This is a genomic window from Chryseobacterium populi, assembly GCF_000282115.1.
In the GTDB taxonomy this organism is placed as follows: Bacteria; Bacteroidota; Bacteroidia; order Flavobacteriales; family Weeksellaceae; genus Chryseobacterium; species Chryseobacterium populi.
In genome coordinates, this window is record NZ_AKJY01000002.1 from 121,340 (window position 1) to 137,100 (window position 15,761).

Annotated in this window: 15 protein-coding genes; 8 read left to right on the top strand and 7 right to left on the bottom strand. The window is 36.7% G+C overall.

Features of this window, described 5'->3' with window-relative positions:
* Positions 1-67: 67 nt before the first annotated feature.
* Positions 68-2,779, top strand: a complete 2,712-nt coding sequence (locus PMI13_RS00645; protein WP_007839531.1) for a hypothetical protein — start codon at positions 68-70, stop codon at positions 2,777-2,779.
* A 29-nt stretch (positions 2,780-2,808) separates the two neighbouring features.
* Here PMI13_RS00645 and PMI13_RS00650 read toward each other — a convergent pair whose 3' ends face one another.
* Both PMI13_RS00650 and PMI13_RS00655 read right to left on the bottom strand, forming a co-directional pair.
* Positions 2,809-3,306: a low affinity iron permease family protein gene (locus PMI13_RS00650; RefSeq protein WP_007839533.1), complete on the bottom strand. Its 498-nt coding sequence runs from the start codon at positions 3,304-3,306 to the stop codon at positions 2,809-2,811.
* A 70-nt stretch (positions 3,307-3,376) separates the two neighbouring features.
* A complete protein-coding gene (locus tag PMI13_RS00655; RefSeq protein WP_007839535.1) occupies positions 3,377-4,201 on the bottom strand; it encodes a GLPGLI family protein in 825 nt (274 codons plus the stop codon).
* Positions 4,202-4,398: 197 nt separating this feature from the next.
* Here PMI13_RS00655 and PMI13_RS00660 point away from each other — a divergent pair, with 197 nt between their 5' ends.
* A complete protein-coding gene (locus PMI13_RS00660; protein ID WP_007839537.1) occupies positions 4,399-5,424 on the top strand; it encodes a terpene synthase family protein in 1,026 nt (341 codons plus the stop codon).
* A gap of 83 nt (positions 5,425-5,507) precedes the next feature.
* On the opposite strand, the gene rpsJ is transcribed toward PMI13_RS00660, so the two are convergent.
* The 5 genes from rpsJ to PMI13_RS00685 all read right to left on the bottom strand — a co-directional run bounded on the left by rpsJ (position 5,508) and on the right by PMI13_RS00685 (position 10,571).
* A complete protein-coding gene (gene rpsJ / locus PMI13_RS00665) occupies positions 5,508-5,813 on the bottom strand; it encodes a 30S ribosomal protein S10 (RefSeq protein WP_002661363.1) in 306 nt (101 codons plus the stop codon).
* An 18-nt stretch (positions 5,814-5,831) separates the two neighbouring features.
* Positions 5,832-7,949 (bottom strand): elongation factor G, encoded by a 2,118-nt coding sequence (fusA, locus tag PMI13_RS00670; protein WP_007839547.1) that lies wholly within the window; start codon positions 7,947-7,949, stop codon positions 5,832-5,834.
* Between the two features lie 6 nt (positions 7,950-7,955).
* Positions 7,956-8,432, bottom strand: coding sequence for a 30S ribosomal protein S7 (gene rpsG / locus PMI13_RS00675; protein ID WP_007839548.1), 477 nt, complete (start codon positions 8,430-8,432; stop codon positions 7,956-7,958).
* Positions 8,433-8,455: 23 nt separating this feature from the next.
* Positions 8,456-8,869: a 30S ribosomal protein S12 gene (gene rpsL, locus PMI13_RS00680; protein ID WP_002983146.1), complete on the bottom strand. Its 414-nt coding sequence runs from the start codon at positions 8,867-8,869 to the stop codon at positions 8,456-8,458.
* Positions 8,870-8,978: 109 nt separating this feature from the next.
* Entirely contained in the window at positions 8,979-10,571 is a 1,593-nt protein-coding gene (locus tag PMI13_RS00685; RefSeq protein WP_007839550.1) for a hypothetical protein, read from the bottom strand.
* A gap of 104 nt (positions 10,572-10,675) precedes the next feature.
* On the opposite strand from PMI13_RS00685, the gene PMI13_RS00690 reads away from it, so the two are divergent.
* From PMI13_RS00690 to PMI13_RS00715, 6 genes are all read left to right on the top strand, one after another.
* Positions 10,676-11,152, top strand: a complete 477-nt coding sequence (locus tag PMI13_RS00690; RefSeq protein WP_007839552.1) for a Dps family protein — start codon at positions 10,676-10,678, stop codon at positions 11,150-11,152.
* 90 nt (positions 11,153-11,242) lie between these two features.
* On the top strand, positions 11,243-12,421 hold the full coding sequence (gene pncB / locus PMI13_RS00695; protein ID WP_007839555.1) for a nicotinate phosphoribosyltransferase: 1,179 nt from the start codon (positions 11,243-11,245) through the stop codon (positions 12,419-12,421).
* Between the two features lie 5 nt (positions 12,422-12,426).
* On the top strand, positions 12,427-12,897 hold the full coding sequence (locus PMI13_RS00700) for a YciI family protein (protein ID WP_007839563.1): 471 nt from the start codon (positions 12,427-12,429) through the stop codon (positions 12,895-12,897).
* A 385-nt stretch (positions 12,898-13,282) separates the two neighbouring features.
* Positions 13,283-14,392 (top strand): serine hydrolase domain-containing protein, encoded by a 1,110-nt coding sequence (locus tag PMI13_RS00705; RefSeq protein WP_051957027.1) that lies wholly within the window; start codon positions 13,283-13,285, stop codon positions 14,390-14,392.
* A 223-nt stretch (positions 14,393-14,615) separates the two neighbouring features.
* Positions 14,616-14,870 carry a hypothetical protein gene (locus PMI13_RS00710; protein WP_007839573.1) on the top strand — a complete coding sequence of 85 codons (255 nt, stop codon included), beginning with the start codon at positions 14,616-14,618 and terminating at the stop codon, positions 14,868-14,870.
* A 77-nt stretch (positions 14,871-14,947) separates the two neighbouring features.
* Positions 14,948-15,703 (top strand): DUF5995 family protein, encoded by a 756-nt coding sequence (locus PMI13_RS00715; RefSeq protein WP_007839575.1) that lies wholly within the window; start codon positions 14,948-14,950, stop codon positions 15,701-15,703.
* The last annotated feature ends 58 nt before the right edge of the window (positions 15,704-15,761 follow it).

The following is a 15,761-nucleotide window of genomic DNA, read 5'->3' on the forward strand; positions in this document are numbered from 1 at the left end:
TTCTACATATCTGTTGAATTTTGATTAATTATTAAAACTAAAAACTCAAATAAACACCAAAAATAATATGAAAAAGTATATTCTTTCATTAGCAGTGCTGTCACTTTTCTATACAAAGTCTGATGCATGTGCCTGGTCTGATCCGGATTATGAATACTTCAATTTATTTACCCAGAGCATCATAAAGGACAAATCTTACCTTCCCTTTCTTCACAGTTATTCGACAAGATTTTATACTGAATTCAAAGCAGGTCAGATTTCGGATGAAAATATTGAATCATGGCGAAAATTTTTCAATAATCAGCTCAGCTATTCAGAGACAGATTATCTCGTAAATAAAATGGGAATAAATGATCTTAATGAATTAAAAAAAGGAAATCCCAACAACCAGCTGCTAAAAAAACTGGGCTCCGGCTTTTATCAAAAATACCGCGAAGGAATTGATTATTTAATCGAAGCCAAATATCTCGAGCCTTATATGAGAATTAACTTCATTGAAAATGCAGATTCATTCTATTATGGCGGAACCGGAAATGATAAAAATGCAACCAACCTTGATTACCATAAGACCATTTCTGCTTTAACCTCACTTTACAATGCAGCAAAAAATCCTGAGATCAAACAGCGATACGGTTATCAGCTTGTCCGTTTCAATCATTACACCAGAAATTACGATACCGCGCTTCAATCCTTTAAAACTTATGTGGAGCCTATTAAATTAAAGGGAGCCGCTTATTTCATGGCTCTTGACCAGCTTGCTGGAGCACAGAGAGGCTTAAAAATGAACAGTGATGCCAACTGGAATTTTTTCCAGGTTTTTATGAACAGTAAAAGCCGTAAGGAATCTGCATTTGTTTCGATGAAGCTTTCAGATACTGCATCTTTTAATAATATCCTGAAACGGGCAGGGAACAATGATGAAAAAAACATGGCTTACTTTCTTTTAGGTTATGAAGATTTCACAAACCCGATTCCTATCATGGAAAAAATGTACGACATCAATCCTGATTCTGAGATTCTGAAGGTAATGGCAGTGAGAAGTATCAATGAGCTGGAGAGAAACTACCTTCCGATTTATTATTATAACTCTGATGATGGAACTCACACAGTAGTTCAAAAAGACGGGGCAAAAACAACTGCGGATAAAACCAAAACCGAAACCAAAGAAGTAAAGAAAAAGGAACTTTCTCTCTGGCAGAAAATTATAAGATTCTTTAAAAACCTTTTTGGAGGATCAAAATCAGATAAAAAAGGAAACGAAGATAAAACAGATCAGAGTGATGATGAATTACTGGAAAATCCGAACAGAATTCCTGTTTACACCAATAACAATTACTGGTATGATAACAAGTCAAAAGACTTCTTAGATGAGCTGGAAAAGTTCACGGAAAAAACCAAAGAGAAATCAAAAGACGAATACTGGCAGATTGCAGATGCTTATCTACAGTTCCTGAAAAAAGACTATAAGGCAAGTACTGAGATTTTAGAAGATATCAAAACCACCAATCCCGAATATCTTGAAGAGATCAAAAGAATGAAAGTATTGAATGATATTGTTTCCCAGCCAAAAATTACAGCAGAATATGAAGACCATCTGATGAAGGATTATTCAGAATATTTTGTTGAGCAGGAAGCCAAAAAGGACAGTGCCACTACAGATTATGATTATTATGGCCCCGTTCCGTCAACTGCATCTTTCCTTAAAGATGTTCTGGCCAACCGTTATTTCCTTCAGGGCGAAGATGGAAAATCTTTCTTAATGAGTAATAAGCTTTCCGACCTGCAGTATAACCCGAATTCAAGTTTGGTAAAAAGTGTTGAGGATTTTTACAGAAAACCTAACAAGACCCAGTTTGAGCAGCAGATCATTGCTAAAAACATGGATGATGTGGGAAATATTGATGCATTCTTCAGTGTAATCTATGGTGACAGGGCTATGAGACAGGCTGATTTTGAAAAAGCCAGGTCTTATTATCAGAAGGCACAGAATTTTGTAGGGATCCCAAGGATTAATTATGACTGGGTATCTACTGAGCTGCCAAAAGTTCCCCATCAATATGCAGCGAATGAATATAATGGTTTCAGAAATATTCCTGATTATATTTTCGGGCATAATGTTTGGGAAAGCTACGAAAGTGATGCACAAACAAGCATGGAAAATGAGGACTATACCCAGTTTCCTTTTATCAAACCGGAAATGAACAAACTGGAACTGGCCGATGCTTTGATCCAGCTTAAAAAGATTGGTTCAGGGAAAGATGAAAAAGCTGCCAGGGCAAATCAGCTGATAGGAAATCTACTGTACAACACTTCAATTCTGGGCTACTACAGACACATATTTGTAATGGATGTAGATAATACGAATGGCGGAAAATATGACTTCTGGAATACGGATAAGAAAACACCTTACCAGTATTATTACAAAAATTTCCTCGACACATCTTATATTGAACCGGACAACTTTGATTTAGCGATCAATTATTACAGAAAAGCGTTAGATGCCTCTACCAATAAAGAACAAAAGGCGAGAATCATTTTCCAGATGGCAAGTGCCGAACAAGGAAAATATTATCAGTATGAAGCAAAAAACCATGCTAACATCAGCTATTCAGATCCTAAATGGTCTGAAAAGACCGATGCTTATCAGAAACAGCTGGATCAGATTAAAAATCAGAAATACCGTACCTATTTTGCATTGCTGAAAACACAATATGCAGATACCGAAGCCGCGAAAGGCCTGATGGGAAGCTGTTCTTACTTCAGTTATTTCATGAAATAACTTTCAAATATCTATAACAAAAAAAGGAATCAGTTTGATTCCTTTTTTTGTTGTTTTTCCAGCCATTCTTCATGTTTCTTTTTGAAAAACTCGTGTTTATAATCCTGGTTTCTTTGTGCAGCATCGATAGAGTGTGAAGTATGAATGTCTGCATCTTCTTTGGCAAAGCTCGAAAGTTTTTCATAATAGCAATGAAGCTGGTCAAGTTCTTTTTCTGTCAGATCTTCTATATCTACGATTCTGTTACTTGCTTTTTCATTGGCAGCAAGAAGCTCATTAAGTTTGATCTGAATCGCTTTTGAGTCTTTATTCTGGGCTTTCTGAATCAGGAATACCATTAAAAAAGTAATGATTGTTGTTCCGGTATTGATCACCAGTTGCCAGGTTTCTGAGTAATCAAACAACGGCCCTGAAAATGCCCAACCCACGACAATAAGTGTCGCACCAATAAATGCATAAAAACTTCCTGTAAATTTCGTTGCCCAATCTGAAAACTTTTCAAATATACTTTTGTCCGGTTTACTCATTGTAATAGTTTTAAAGGGATCCAGCAAAAACTCCGCCGAAACCGGCGGAGCTTAAAAGGAAATGAATCGGTTAATATTTTATAGCTTTATCCCTTTCGATTGGATTGTTGATTTTCCTGAGTTTTTCCTGCAGTTTTTTAGTGAGGTCATTAAACTGCTCCAGGCTGGTAACTTTCGCTCCCATCACATACATTTCGCTATGTGAACCTTCATTGAAATCTTTTCTCATATCTGCCAAAGGATCATTAAACACTTCCTGTTTTTTCTTGATCCGCATTTTCTCCGAAATTTCCAATGGTTTTCTTCCGTAAAATGTTTCGATGAATCCTAAGGTATCATAAGTTTCCTTCAGATTTTTACTTTTAATTAAGGTAAATATAAAATTCGACTGAGCATCTTCCAGCTGAAAAATCATTCCGGGCAGTCCACGAAATTTATGGGGACCTTCTGAAATTGCCATATCTTTATTAAACCATGCAGTCCAGCTTCTTCCTCCAAACTGGGTTGTTGCTTTCTGAAGGGTGTAATCGCCCATTTTCTTTGTTTCATCTGTAAGCTTCCAGATCATTTTATCTTCAGTCGGAAAACTGAACATATCAAAGCCAATCAGCTCATAGTTCTGATTTTTAAATGAATTTCTTTCGTGCTTTATTGATTCAAAACGGCCACCATACTGATGTTCATAGTTCCCTTTTACACGATTGATAGAATCGGATTCGAGATAGTAGTATTCATAATATTTAACGTCTTTTGGATTAACATCCAGCACGAAATTCATTTTCTCAAAAACTTTACTTGTAGAATCACTTCTGTATTGCATTTCATAAATAAAGCGATGTGTCTGAGCATTTACTCCAAAGCTGATGAATAACAGCAACAATAAAACTCTTTTCATAGTATTTTTTTTACAAATATATAAAATAAATAGAACCTTGCAATGCATAATAGTGATAATTAAAAAAATGCTGAACAAATTCTCAGAAAATCAGATCAGCAACAACAGCATATTTTAAATAATTACAATTAATTTAAATTAAATCTCGATTATTTGATTTAATTTTAAACAAAACTCAATCATAAAAACAAAATATAATGAAAACCACAATTAAAGACGAAGAGTTTTACGCAGGTATAACAGAACTGCCGAGACCAAAGTACCCATTTCCTGATTTTATACACTCTGATTTTCAATTACAAAGACAGGAATATTATGACTGGATTGATAAAGAATATACTTTCCACAGCCATGCTGCCCGTGAGAAACATAAGCAACACAATCTTACTGATATTGCAGCGCGTGGCTGTCCATTTTTAAAGACCATTGCAGAACTTCGACCATTGGCTAATTATACGGGTAACGGAGCCATGCTGGATGATTATTTTGACCGTTGCACACGCAGCGAAATGTATGAAATAACTAATCGGATCAAAGCATTGTTAACCGGTGATGATCCCAATGAACCTGCAGACAATGGTATATTTCATCAATTCTGGGTATTGAGACAGGATGCTATTCAGTGCGGAATCCCTGAGAACTTATACAAAAGATTTATACAATCAATACACGAAGTATTGATCGGTTATTCGGAAGAAAAGGTTTATTACAGGGCAAATACCATTCCGCCACTCCCTGTTTACCTGATTATCCGGGAAGCAACAAGCGGAGTACAACCCTTCTGTAATTATGTGGCACTGCAAAAGAATTATCGTAATTTACCGGATGAGATTTTTGATCATCCTTATATAAAGCGTATTTATACGCTCTGCGCTCTGATGATCGGAATCCATAATGATATTATTTCTTTACCAAAAGAACTCCACCGCGAAGAAGACACTATGAATCTTGTAAAGGTATTCCGGCAAGAAAATAAGATTTCCCTGAAAAAGGCTTATATGAAAGCGCTGGAGCTTCATGACTGTTACCTGGAAGAATTTCTCTTATTGCAAAAACATCTTCCTCCCTTCGGCCATTTTGGGGAAACTGTTTATAATTATGTGGAAGATCTTGGAATTATGGTGGCCGGAGTTTATGCATGGCATGCCAATGATAGCACCCGTTATGTAAACGGCGGATATGTAGAAGGAGAATATATAAGTCCGGAAAAATCAGAATTCTGATTTAAATTTATCTTTAAAATATAAAAATCCGCTCCTTTAAAAGGAACGGATTTTAATTATAATCATTGCAAAGTATGCAATTATCACACTTTAATTTCAACGTCTACACCGCTTGGTAACTCCAATTTCATTAGAGCATCCACAGTTTTAGAAGAAGAAGAATAGATATCCATCAATCTCTTGTGAGCAGAAAGCTGGAACTGTTCTCTTGCTTTTTTGTTAACGTGCGGAGATCTCAACACAGTGAAGATTCTCTTATTTGTTGGTAATGGAATAGGACCGTTTACAACAGCACCAGTAGCCTTTACCGTTTTTACGATTTTCTCAGCAGACTTGTCTACTAAATTATAATCGTAAGATTTTAGTTTTATTCTGATTCTTTGTGACATTTTAATCTAATTTAAATATTAACCTTTAGCCTTAGCGATTACTTCTTCAGCAACGTTTGATGGTGCTGCTTCATATTTTTCAAACTCCATAGAAGATGTAGCTCTACCAGAAGACAATGTTCTAAGTGAAGTTACATAACCAAACATTTCAGAAAGTGGAACGAAAGCTTTGATTACTTTTGCATTATTTCTGTCATCCATACCGTTTACAGTACCTCTTCTTCTGTTAAGGTCACCTACGATATCCCCCATATATTCTTCCGGAGTTACAACTTCCAGTTTCATAATAGGTTCCATGATCACAGCTTTTGCAGCTCTACCAGCTTCTTTGAATCCCATTTTTGCAGCTAATTCGAAAGATAGCTGATCCGAGTCAACCTGGTGGTAAGATCCGTCTTTCAATACAATCTTCATAGCTTCAACTTCAAATCCGGCTAAAGGACCATTCTTCATAGATTCCTTGAAACCTTTTTCTACTGAAGGGATAAATTCTTTAGGAATGTTACCACCTTTGATTTCGTTGATGAATTCAAGACCGGTTTTACCTTCGTCAGCAGGTCCGATAGTAAATACGATATCCGCGAACTTACCTCTACCCCCAGATTGCTTTTTGTAAACTTCTCTGTGGTTAGCAGTTTGTGTAAGAGCTTCTTTGTATTCTACCTGAGGCTGCCCCTGGTTAACTTCAACTTTGAATTCTCTTCTCATACGATCTACAAGGATGTCAAGGTGAAGCTCACCCATCCCAGAGATAATCGTTTGTCCTGAAGCTTCATCAGTTTTAACCTGGAAAGTAGGATCTTCTTCAGCTAATTTAGCCAGAGCATTACCCATTTTATCCTGGTCAGCTTTAGTTTTAGGCTCAACAGCGATACCAATTACCGGATCAGGGAAAATCATCGATTCAAGAACGATTGGATTTTTCTCGTCTGATAAAGTATCTCCTGTTTTAATATCTTTAAATCCCACAGCTGCACCAATATCTCCTGCTTCAATATATTCTACAGGATTTTGCTTGTTAGCGTGCATCTGATAGATTCTTGAGATTCTTTCTTTGTTTCCGGATCTTGTGTTAAGAACATAAGAACCAGCATCAAGTCTTCCAGAGTAAGCTCTGAAGAATGCTAATCTTCCCACGAACGGGTCAGTAGCAATCTTAAATGCTAATGCAGAAAAAGGCTCTTTTACATCCGGCTTTCTTGTGATCTCAGCATCTGTATCAGGGTTTGTACCTGTAATATCATCTTTATCCATTGGAGAAGGAAGATATTTACAAACTGCATCAAGCATAAACTGTACTCCTTTGTTTTTGAAAGAAGAACCACAAGTCATTGGAATGATAGAAAGATCAATTGTAGCTTTTCTTAATGCTTCGTTGATTTCTTCTTCAGAAATTGAATCCGGATCTTCGAAGAATTTCTCCATCAAAGTCTCATCATAGTCAGCTACAGCTTCTACTAATTTCTCTCTGTATTCTAAAACTTCATCTTTCATGTCTTCAGGAATCGGCACTACTTCGAAAGTAGCTCCTTGTCCTGCTTCATCCCAGATGATAGCTCTGTTTTTAATTAAGTCTACAACACCTTTAAAATCTTCTTCAGCACCGATTGGTAAAACGATTGGAACTGCATTAGATCCTAACATTTCTTTAACCTGTTTTACCACGTTAAGGAAGTCAGCACCTTGTCTGTCCATTTTGTTTACGAATCCCATTCTCGCAACTTTATAGTTGTCAGCAAGCCTCCAGTTTGTTTCAGACTGAGGCTCTACTCCATCTACTGCAGAGAATAAGAATACCAAACCATCTAATACTCTTAAAGATCTGTTTACTTCTACTGTAAAGTCAACGTGTCCCGGTGTATCGATGATGTTGAAGTGGTAAGGTTTAGTTTCAGGAAGAGCTTTTCCCTGATCAGTAGGGAAATTCCAGCTACAAGTAGTGGCAGCAGAAGTAATGGTAATACCTCTTTCTGCTTCTTGCTCCATCCAGTCCATTGTAGCGGCACCTTCGTGAACCTCACCAATCTTGTGGGTTTTTCCTGTATAGAATAAAATTCTTTCTGTTGTGGTAGTTTTACCGGCATCAATGTGAGCAGCAATACCAATATTTCTTGTAAATTTAAGATCTCTTGCCATTTCAGATTAGAATTTAAAGTGTGAAAACGCTTTGTTAGCTTCCGCCATTTTGTGAGTATCACTCTTTTTCTTGTAAGCAGCACCTTCTTCTCTGGAAGCAGCTACCACTTCATTAGCTAATTTCAAAGCCATAGACTTATCATTTCTAGCTTTTGAATATTTGATTAACCATTTCATTGCCATAGAAATTTTTCTGTCAGCTCTGATTGGCATTGGGATCTGGAAGTTAGCTCCACCTACTCTTCTGGAACGTACTTCTACGTGAGGCATTACATTTGTTAATGCATCTTTCCAGATTTCAAGGGCTGTTTTCTCGTTATCTCCTTTTTTAGTTTCTACGATATCTAATGCATCATAGAAAATTTTGAATGCGATAGACTTTTTACCGTCAAGCATTAAGTTGTTTACGAATCTTGTTACCAACTGATCATTAAACTTTGGATCTGGTAACAACGGTCTTTTTTTCGCTTTTGTCTTTCTCATTGTTTCTGTACCTTATTTAATGATTATTTTTTCTTTCCTTTTGCTGGTGCAGCAGCTGCCTGACCTGGTTTAGGTCTCTTAGCTCCATACTTCGATCTTCTCTGTGTTCTTCCATTTACACCTGCAGTGTCTAAAGCACCTCTTACGATGTGGTAACGTACTCCCGGTAGGTCTTTCACCCTTCCGCCTCTCACCAATACTATCGAGTGCTCCTGAAGATTATGTCCTTCGCCCGGGATGTAGGCGTTAACTTCTTTTCCGTTAGAAAGTCTTACCCTTGCTACTTTTCTAAGTGCAGAGTTAGGTTTCTTAGGAGTGGTAGTATATACTCTCGTACATACACCTCGTCTTTGTGGACAAGAATCAAGGGCAGCCGATTTGCTCTTCTTGGCAAGCGTGGCTCTTCCTTTTCTTACTAATTGTTGAATAGTAGGCATTTAATTGCTTTTTATTTTAGGCTGCAAATTTAATAATAATTTTTTAATTGACAAGCTGTTATATATAAATTCTCTTTTTTATTAAAAATTAATTAACAGATACTTAGCCTTAATCAAAGATTGTCACCTTTACATTTTTATTCCAGTTAAAATTTCTGATGTTTTGTTTTAGCGCTTGAATATCCCGCCCACCTATAGAATAAACCGATACTTCATCTCTGGCAACCATCGTTTTATTCCGGATCTTTAAAACGGCCGCTTTCTTCCAGGTTTCCGGAACATACCCCTGAAGCCATTCTTCATAGACAATGGCAATTTTATAATGGTTAGTTCTGCCATATTGTGTCAGAAAATCTTCAAATCTTGTATCAAATACCCTTTTATTTTCGTTAAAAGGAATCATTTCTTTGGAACCAAGCCCTGCGATATCCAATAAATGTATATCCGTATAATAGGTAATGGCTCCAATATCATTGGCTACAACCTTTGAGGTATTATAATAGGTATGCAAAAACTTAGCAGACTGGATCTGCTGTTCATAAATGTTTTTTCCACCATTAATAATCATCCAGTGTGAAATCCAGCATTTATAGATGAGTAATAGCACATTCATCAAAATTAAGAAACTGACCAGTCTTTCTTTTTTAATATCGTTTTTAAAATCCGTAAAAAGCGAACTGACCTTTGGAATAAGCGCCATTGAAAAACCTGTGAGAATATATGCCTCATATCTGAACAGCCCTTTCAGGTCTGCAAACATGGAATGACAGATCATAAGCAATGAAAACACAATCAGAAGAAAATTCTTCCGGATTGTTTCTGTGAAACTATTTTTTTTCCCTTCCCTATATATAAGGATAGCTGACAGCACTACTGGAAAAAAGCCGATCTTATAAAAACTTGGGTTTAATAAAAGATTATCCAGGAAAATAGTTTTAAGCTGAAAAAGCATGTTGGGCCCGAAACTTAGCTTTGTACCTTTCACCACCACCGAATTCGGAAAAAGGTAACCGTCCTGGAGATAATTGAAATAACAAAAAATAATAACCGGGATAAAACCGGCCAGCAAAACCCCTAAAGCTTCTTTCCATTTTTTAATCAGCAAAAAAGCAAAAGCCAGGATTACAAAGTAAAACATACTTTCAAAACGAACCAGCCCCATTAATAATAAGCTCCCATAAAACCCCGCAACGGAATATTTATTTTTGCTCCATCTGGAGAAACAAAAAATATTGGTCACAAAAAGGAAAACCTGAAAAACATGCTCCATCCCTGATAAAACCTGGACATACACAACGGTAAAAAAAACGGTAAAAAGTACAGCAAGTACAATTTTTTTCCATTCTTTAAAGACAACTGAATAATATCTGCTGAGTAAAAAGACGATCCCGATTCCGAAAATGATATTAAAATAAAGTGGTAATTGATCATTATTCCCAAAAATCCGTATCAGGACACTGATGAGAAATGTAAAAAGCGGAGATGAAGAGGTCGAGGAAAATTCATACGGTGTAACTCCCCAGACGGAATGTAATGCAAAATTTTTAGCCATTGCCAGATGAATATAGGCATCATCCAGCATATATATATAATGTCCGTCAGTTTTAGAAACACTGGCAAGATAATAGTAAAAGCTTACAACACTTATTACCAGCAATGATATCCAAAAACCTGCTATTTTACTATTCCGGAAAAAACCCATGTTTACAATACATTATAAAAATACCAAAGATAAGTATCATCAATCACGATCCCAATGATTTCGGTACAATATTTCCTACATTTGTTACTATAAAAAATAAACGTATGAAAAATGCCAGTATTATCGGCCTTAAGGAAGCCGACTGCAAGAACATTTCGGAAAAATTAAATACACTTTTAGCCAACTATTCCATATTTTATCAGAATACAAGGGGCTCACACTGGAATATCAAAGGAGATCAGTTTTTCACCCTTCATCCAAAATTTGAAGAACTTTACAACAGCCTTGTTCTTAAAATTGATGAGATCGCTGAAAGAATATTGACGTTGGGTGCAACACCGGCTCATAATTATTCTGATTATCTGAAAGTAGCCACCATCAAAGAAAGCAAGGAAGTGACGGACGGCACAAAAAGTGTAGAAAATATCTTAAGTTCATTTAAAGTGGTGATAGACCTTCAAAGGGAGCTTTTAGACATCACAGATAAGGCAGGAGATGAAGGTACAAATTCCCAAATGAGCGATTATATCACAGAGCAGGAAAAAGAAGTCTGGATGTACAACTCTTATTTAGGGAAGTAAGCATAAAAAATCAATGAATTATTTCAAAAATCGTCTTACATTTAGACGATTTTTATTTTTAATCACTAAATTTGCGTTAAAATTACACATATGCACGACGTTCGATTGAATTCCATTATTGATAATGATTTCTATAAAATAACCATGCAAAACGCTGTGGTGAAGTTATTCCCCAGCTCCCTTGTAAAATACGAATTCATCAATAGAGGTAAGCATCATTTTCCGGAAGGTTTTGATGTTGCATTAAGAGAAGCTGTGACCAAAATGGCTGAACTCAAATTAACAAAAGATGAAAAAAAATTCTTAGCAAAAACATGTCCTTATCTTGATCTTCCTTACCTGGATTTCCTTGAAGGCTATCATTATGATCCTTCGGAAGTAAAAATCCACCAGGAAGGAGGTGACCTTTCTGTAATTGTTGAAGGGCTTTGGTACAGAACGATTCTATGGGAAGTGCCTCTGCTGTCTCTGATCAGCGAGCTTCATTATGAAATGAATCATATGGAAAGAGATTCTAATGAAGTCGTAATGAGTAAGACGGTGGAAAAAGCCGATTCATTAGGCAGGTTAGGTGTAAACTTTGCCGAGTTCGGGACAAGAAGAAGACATTCTTATAAAGTTCAGAATCTTGTAATGGAAGCCCTTACCCAAAAGAAAGACTCCACATTTATAGGAAGTTCAAACGTACATTTCGCAATGAAATATAATGTGAAACCTATCGGAACACATGCCCATGAATGGTTTATGTTTCACGCTGCTGAATATGGCTTCAAAATGGCCAACGAACTGGCCCTGGAACACTGGGTAGATGTGTACAGAGGTGACCTGGGAGTAGCGCTTTCCGATACTTATACCACAGATGTTTTCTTCCAGCAGTTTGATAAGAAATTTGCAAAACTTTTTGACGGTGTACGCCATGACAGCGGGGACCCTCTTGAATTTGCAGATAAAACCATCGCTCATTACCAGAGAAACGGAATCAATCCGTTGTTTAAATACATCATTTTTTCCGACGCGCTGAATCTTGAAAAAGTAGAGGAAATCACCAATTACTGCAGAGGAAAAATCGGGATCTCTTTCGGAATAGGAACCAACCTTACGAACGATGTAGGCTTAAAACCTATGAATATCGTGATGAAATTAATCGGGGTACAGGCACCTAACAAAGAATGGATCCCAACAGTAAAACTTTCAGACGAACACGGAAAATATACCGGAGATCCGAAAATGATCGAACTGGCTAAAGAATTTTTAAGAATTAAAGATTAAATACCATGAAACTAAAAATTTATGCCCTCCTTGCTCTTTTTACCGCAACCATTTATAGTGCCCAACAGAAAAAAACCGAAAAAGTAAAATTTAATCAGGAGCTCGCCACTTCATTGGGTGCAGATCAATATGGAATGAAAGCTTATACCATTGTAATGCTCACGACCGGATCGACAAAAATTGATGATAAGGCCAAGATGAGTGAGCTGATGAAAGGCCATATGTCTAATATTGGTAAACTGGCTGATGAAGGAAAAATTGTTGTAGCCGGTCCTTTCCTGGAACAAAATAAAGAAAACTATCGCGGAATGTTTATCTTCAATACAAAATCCAAAGAAGAAGCCGAACAATGGGTAAAAACAGATCCTGCCGTACAGGCCGGAGTTTTCAGCTATGAAATATTTCCTTGGTACGGATCTGCTGCGTTGCCTTTATATCTGAAGCATCACGAAGAAATTGCAAAAGAAAATCCATAGATATGGGTTTTTACAGCAACTTTTCAGAATAGGATCTGATGGAATCCTAGGGCTAAAAGCAAATATTGGCAGTAGCTTTACTGCACTGGAACTACTCTGTCTGTTAGAAAAATCAGGTCAGCAATAAAGATCTTAGTGAACATATCATCTTTTTTAATATCTTAACGTGCATAGCACAAAAGAATCAGAAAATAAAATTCCCAATATTGTATGTACTGCGGAAACTAAAATCAGCCTGTCTCAAAAAAGTTTTATGGTGTTTGAGTTGAAGGATACATTTTTATATCATCTAAAAGAAAATCTAACTTAAAGAACAACTCCAATGAACAATTATAAAATAAAGCTTATACTCATATTGTGCAGTACCATTCTTTTTTCATGCTCTATGATAAAGAAATCTGTCGTAAAGAAAGAAGATATCCCACAAAAAAGTTCAGATCCACTCTATCAGGAAATTCAAAAAGCTGGGTCAGAGGCTGCCAAAAAGAATCATGTTCCCGGATTAGCCGTTGCTGTAATCCGGAATGGAAAAATAGCATGGATACAGTGTATAGGCTATGCTGATGTCGCCAGCGGAAAACCAGTAACAGCACAGACTATTTTTAATATAGGCTCTATTTCAAAGTTAGTTTCTTCGTGGGGCTTCTTGCAATTGGTAGAAAAAAAATTGATAACGCTGGACGAACCCATTAATCAGTCCCTGACCCGTTGGAAAGTACCTCCATCCCCATACGATATATCTAAAGTTAACTTAAGGCGGATATTAAGTCATACAGCCGGGCTTTCCGTACATGGATACGGAGGCTCAGAGCAGGGCACTCCTCTGATGACCCTGGAAGAATCTCTTAACGGAAAAACTAAAAGAAATGGCGAAAGCGTACACCTTATAAACGAGCCGGGAACAAAATGGAAATATTCCGGCGGTGGCTATACCCTTGCACAGCTACTTCTTGAAGAAAAAACAAAAGAAAGCTTTGCAGGCTATATGAAGAAGAGCGTCTTTCAACCCTTAGGATTAAATCACACCAGCTATGAATGGACTGAGGAAATGAAGGCCAGCTCCGCAACAGCTTATGACACCTTAGGAAAGCCTATTAAAAATAGAATATTTACAGAACAGGCTGCTGCAGGGTTACAGACAACAATTTCAGATCTGGCCCATTTTGCAGAATTATCTATTACAACTGATTCCAAGGGATTAAATAGAGTTTTGAATCCGGAAACCATACACCTGATGGAGCAACCCGTCATTCCATTGTCTAACGATGGTGAAAGTGGTCTGGGATACAGGTTCATGAATTTTGAAGGTCTCCGAACTATAGGCCACACAGGTGAAAATATAGGCTGGAGCGCCGGAATGTTTTTGCATTTACCTACCAAAAGCGGTTTGGTCGTACTCTCTAACGGCTCTAGGGGAGACAATGTCTGGTACTCTGTCTATATGAGCTGGGTAAAAACAATAAAGGCAGTACAAACCCATCATGTGGATAATTAAAACAATATTTACTTTTAAACGTCTGCACCATACAAGTTCAAGTTCACCACTCTATTTTCGAAAAATAAGCTAACCATATGGTAAAAGCATTCTGTGAATCTGACAAAGAAAAAAATTATCTAAATTTCAAACAAATCATTATGTAACTTCATAGTGATTTATTTTTATTATATTAGTTATCCATTTTCAAACCAATACAATTTGCTAATAAAAAATTAATTCCATGAAAAAAACAAACCTAACAAGACTTTCAAGAAAAGAACTCAAAAATGTAATGGGTGGAGATCTGCATCCTGCCCTTGATTGCTATTCAGACAGAGAATGCAGCCGTTATGGCGAAGCTCTGATTATGTGCCCGGACGGAACATCTTCTATGACCGGCTATATGTGCATGGGTGGAACCTGTATGATCAATACCGGGTTTTGTCAACCTCCGTTAATTGAAGGTCCAATTGGCCCAATTGACATACAACCCTAAAGATCAAATATTTATGAATACATTACCTCGTTATGATAACGAGGTTTTTTATTATATTTAAACAAACTAAACACACCATGAAAACCATAGATGAAGTCTTAAAAAAGCTCGATGAGATCATCCTCTGGAGCAAAGAAAACCAAAGCCCCATAGGATATTTTGCTTGTATCTACAGGATCATGACCGCACAGGTTTTGAAAGGAATTCAACAGAAAAAATTTGAAGATAATCCACGAATGATACTTCTCGATATTGCTTTTGCCCAGAGATATCTTGAAGCATGGGACAGTTACAGCAAAGGTAAAAAGTGTACCAATTCCTGGTATCTTGCTTTTGAAGCAACAAAAAATAAAAACCTTCTGATCTTACAGCATATTTTCCTCGGAATGAATGCTCATATCAACTTAGATTTAGGGATTTCGGCGGCTACCATAATGCCATACCGAAAGATCAATCCGCTCAAAAAAGATTTTGGAAACATCAATAATGTTATTGCTTCCATTAATCAGAAAGTTCAGGATTCTTTAAATAAAATCTGCTATCCTGTTGATCTGATCGATAAAATTTCAAGCGGAAAAGACAATATAGTTTTAGATTTTGCAATATCTAAAGCAAGGGAAACATCCTGGGCAACAGCTGTTATTGCATCCAATACGCCTCTATTTCTGAGAAGCTCCGTTATTAATATTGTAGATTATGCCGCTGCAAAAGTAGCTTCACAAATTTTGAATCCAAGAATCCTCACTCCTACTCTAGCCAAAGAATTGAAAAAATGTGAGAGTAACGATGTGGTGAAAAATATTGAGATTTTATCGGGAACCAAGAATGTTTAAATGTTCTTGAATATTAAAATGTATCAGGATTTAATGGTTTCCCGTAAAGCAAAACCGT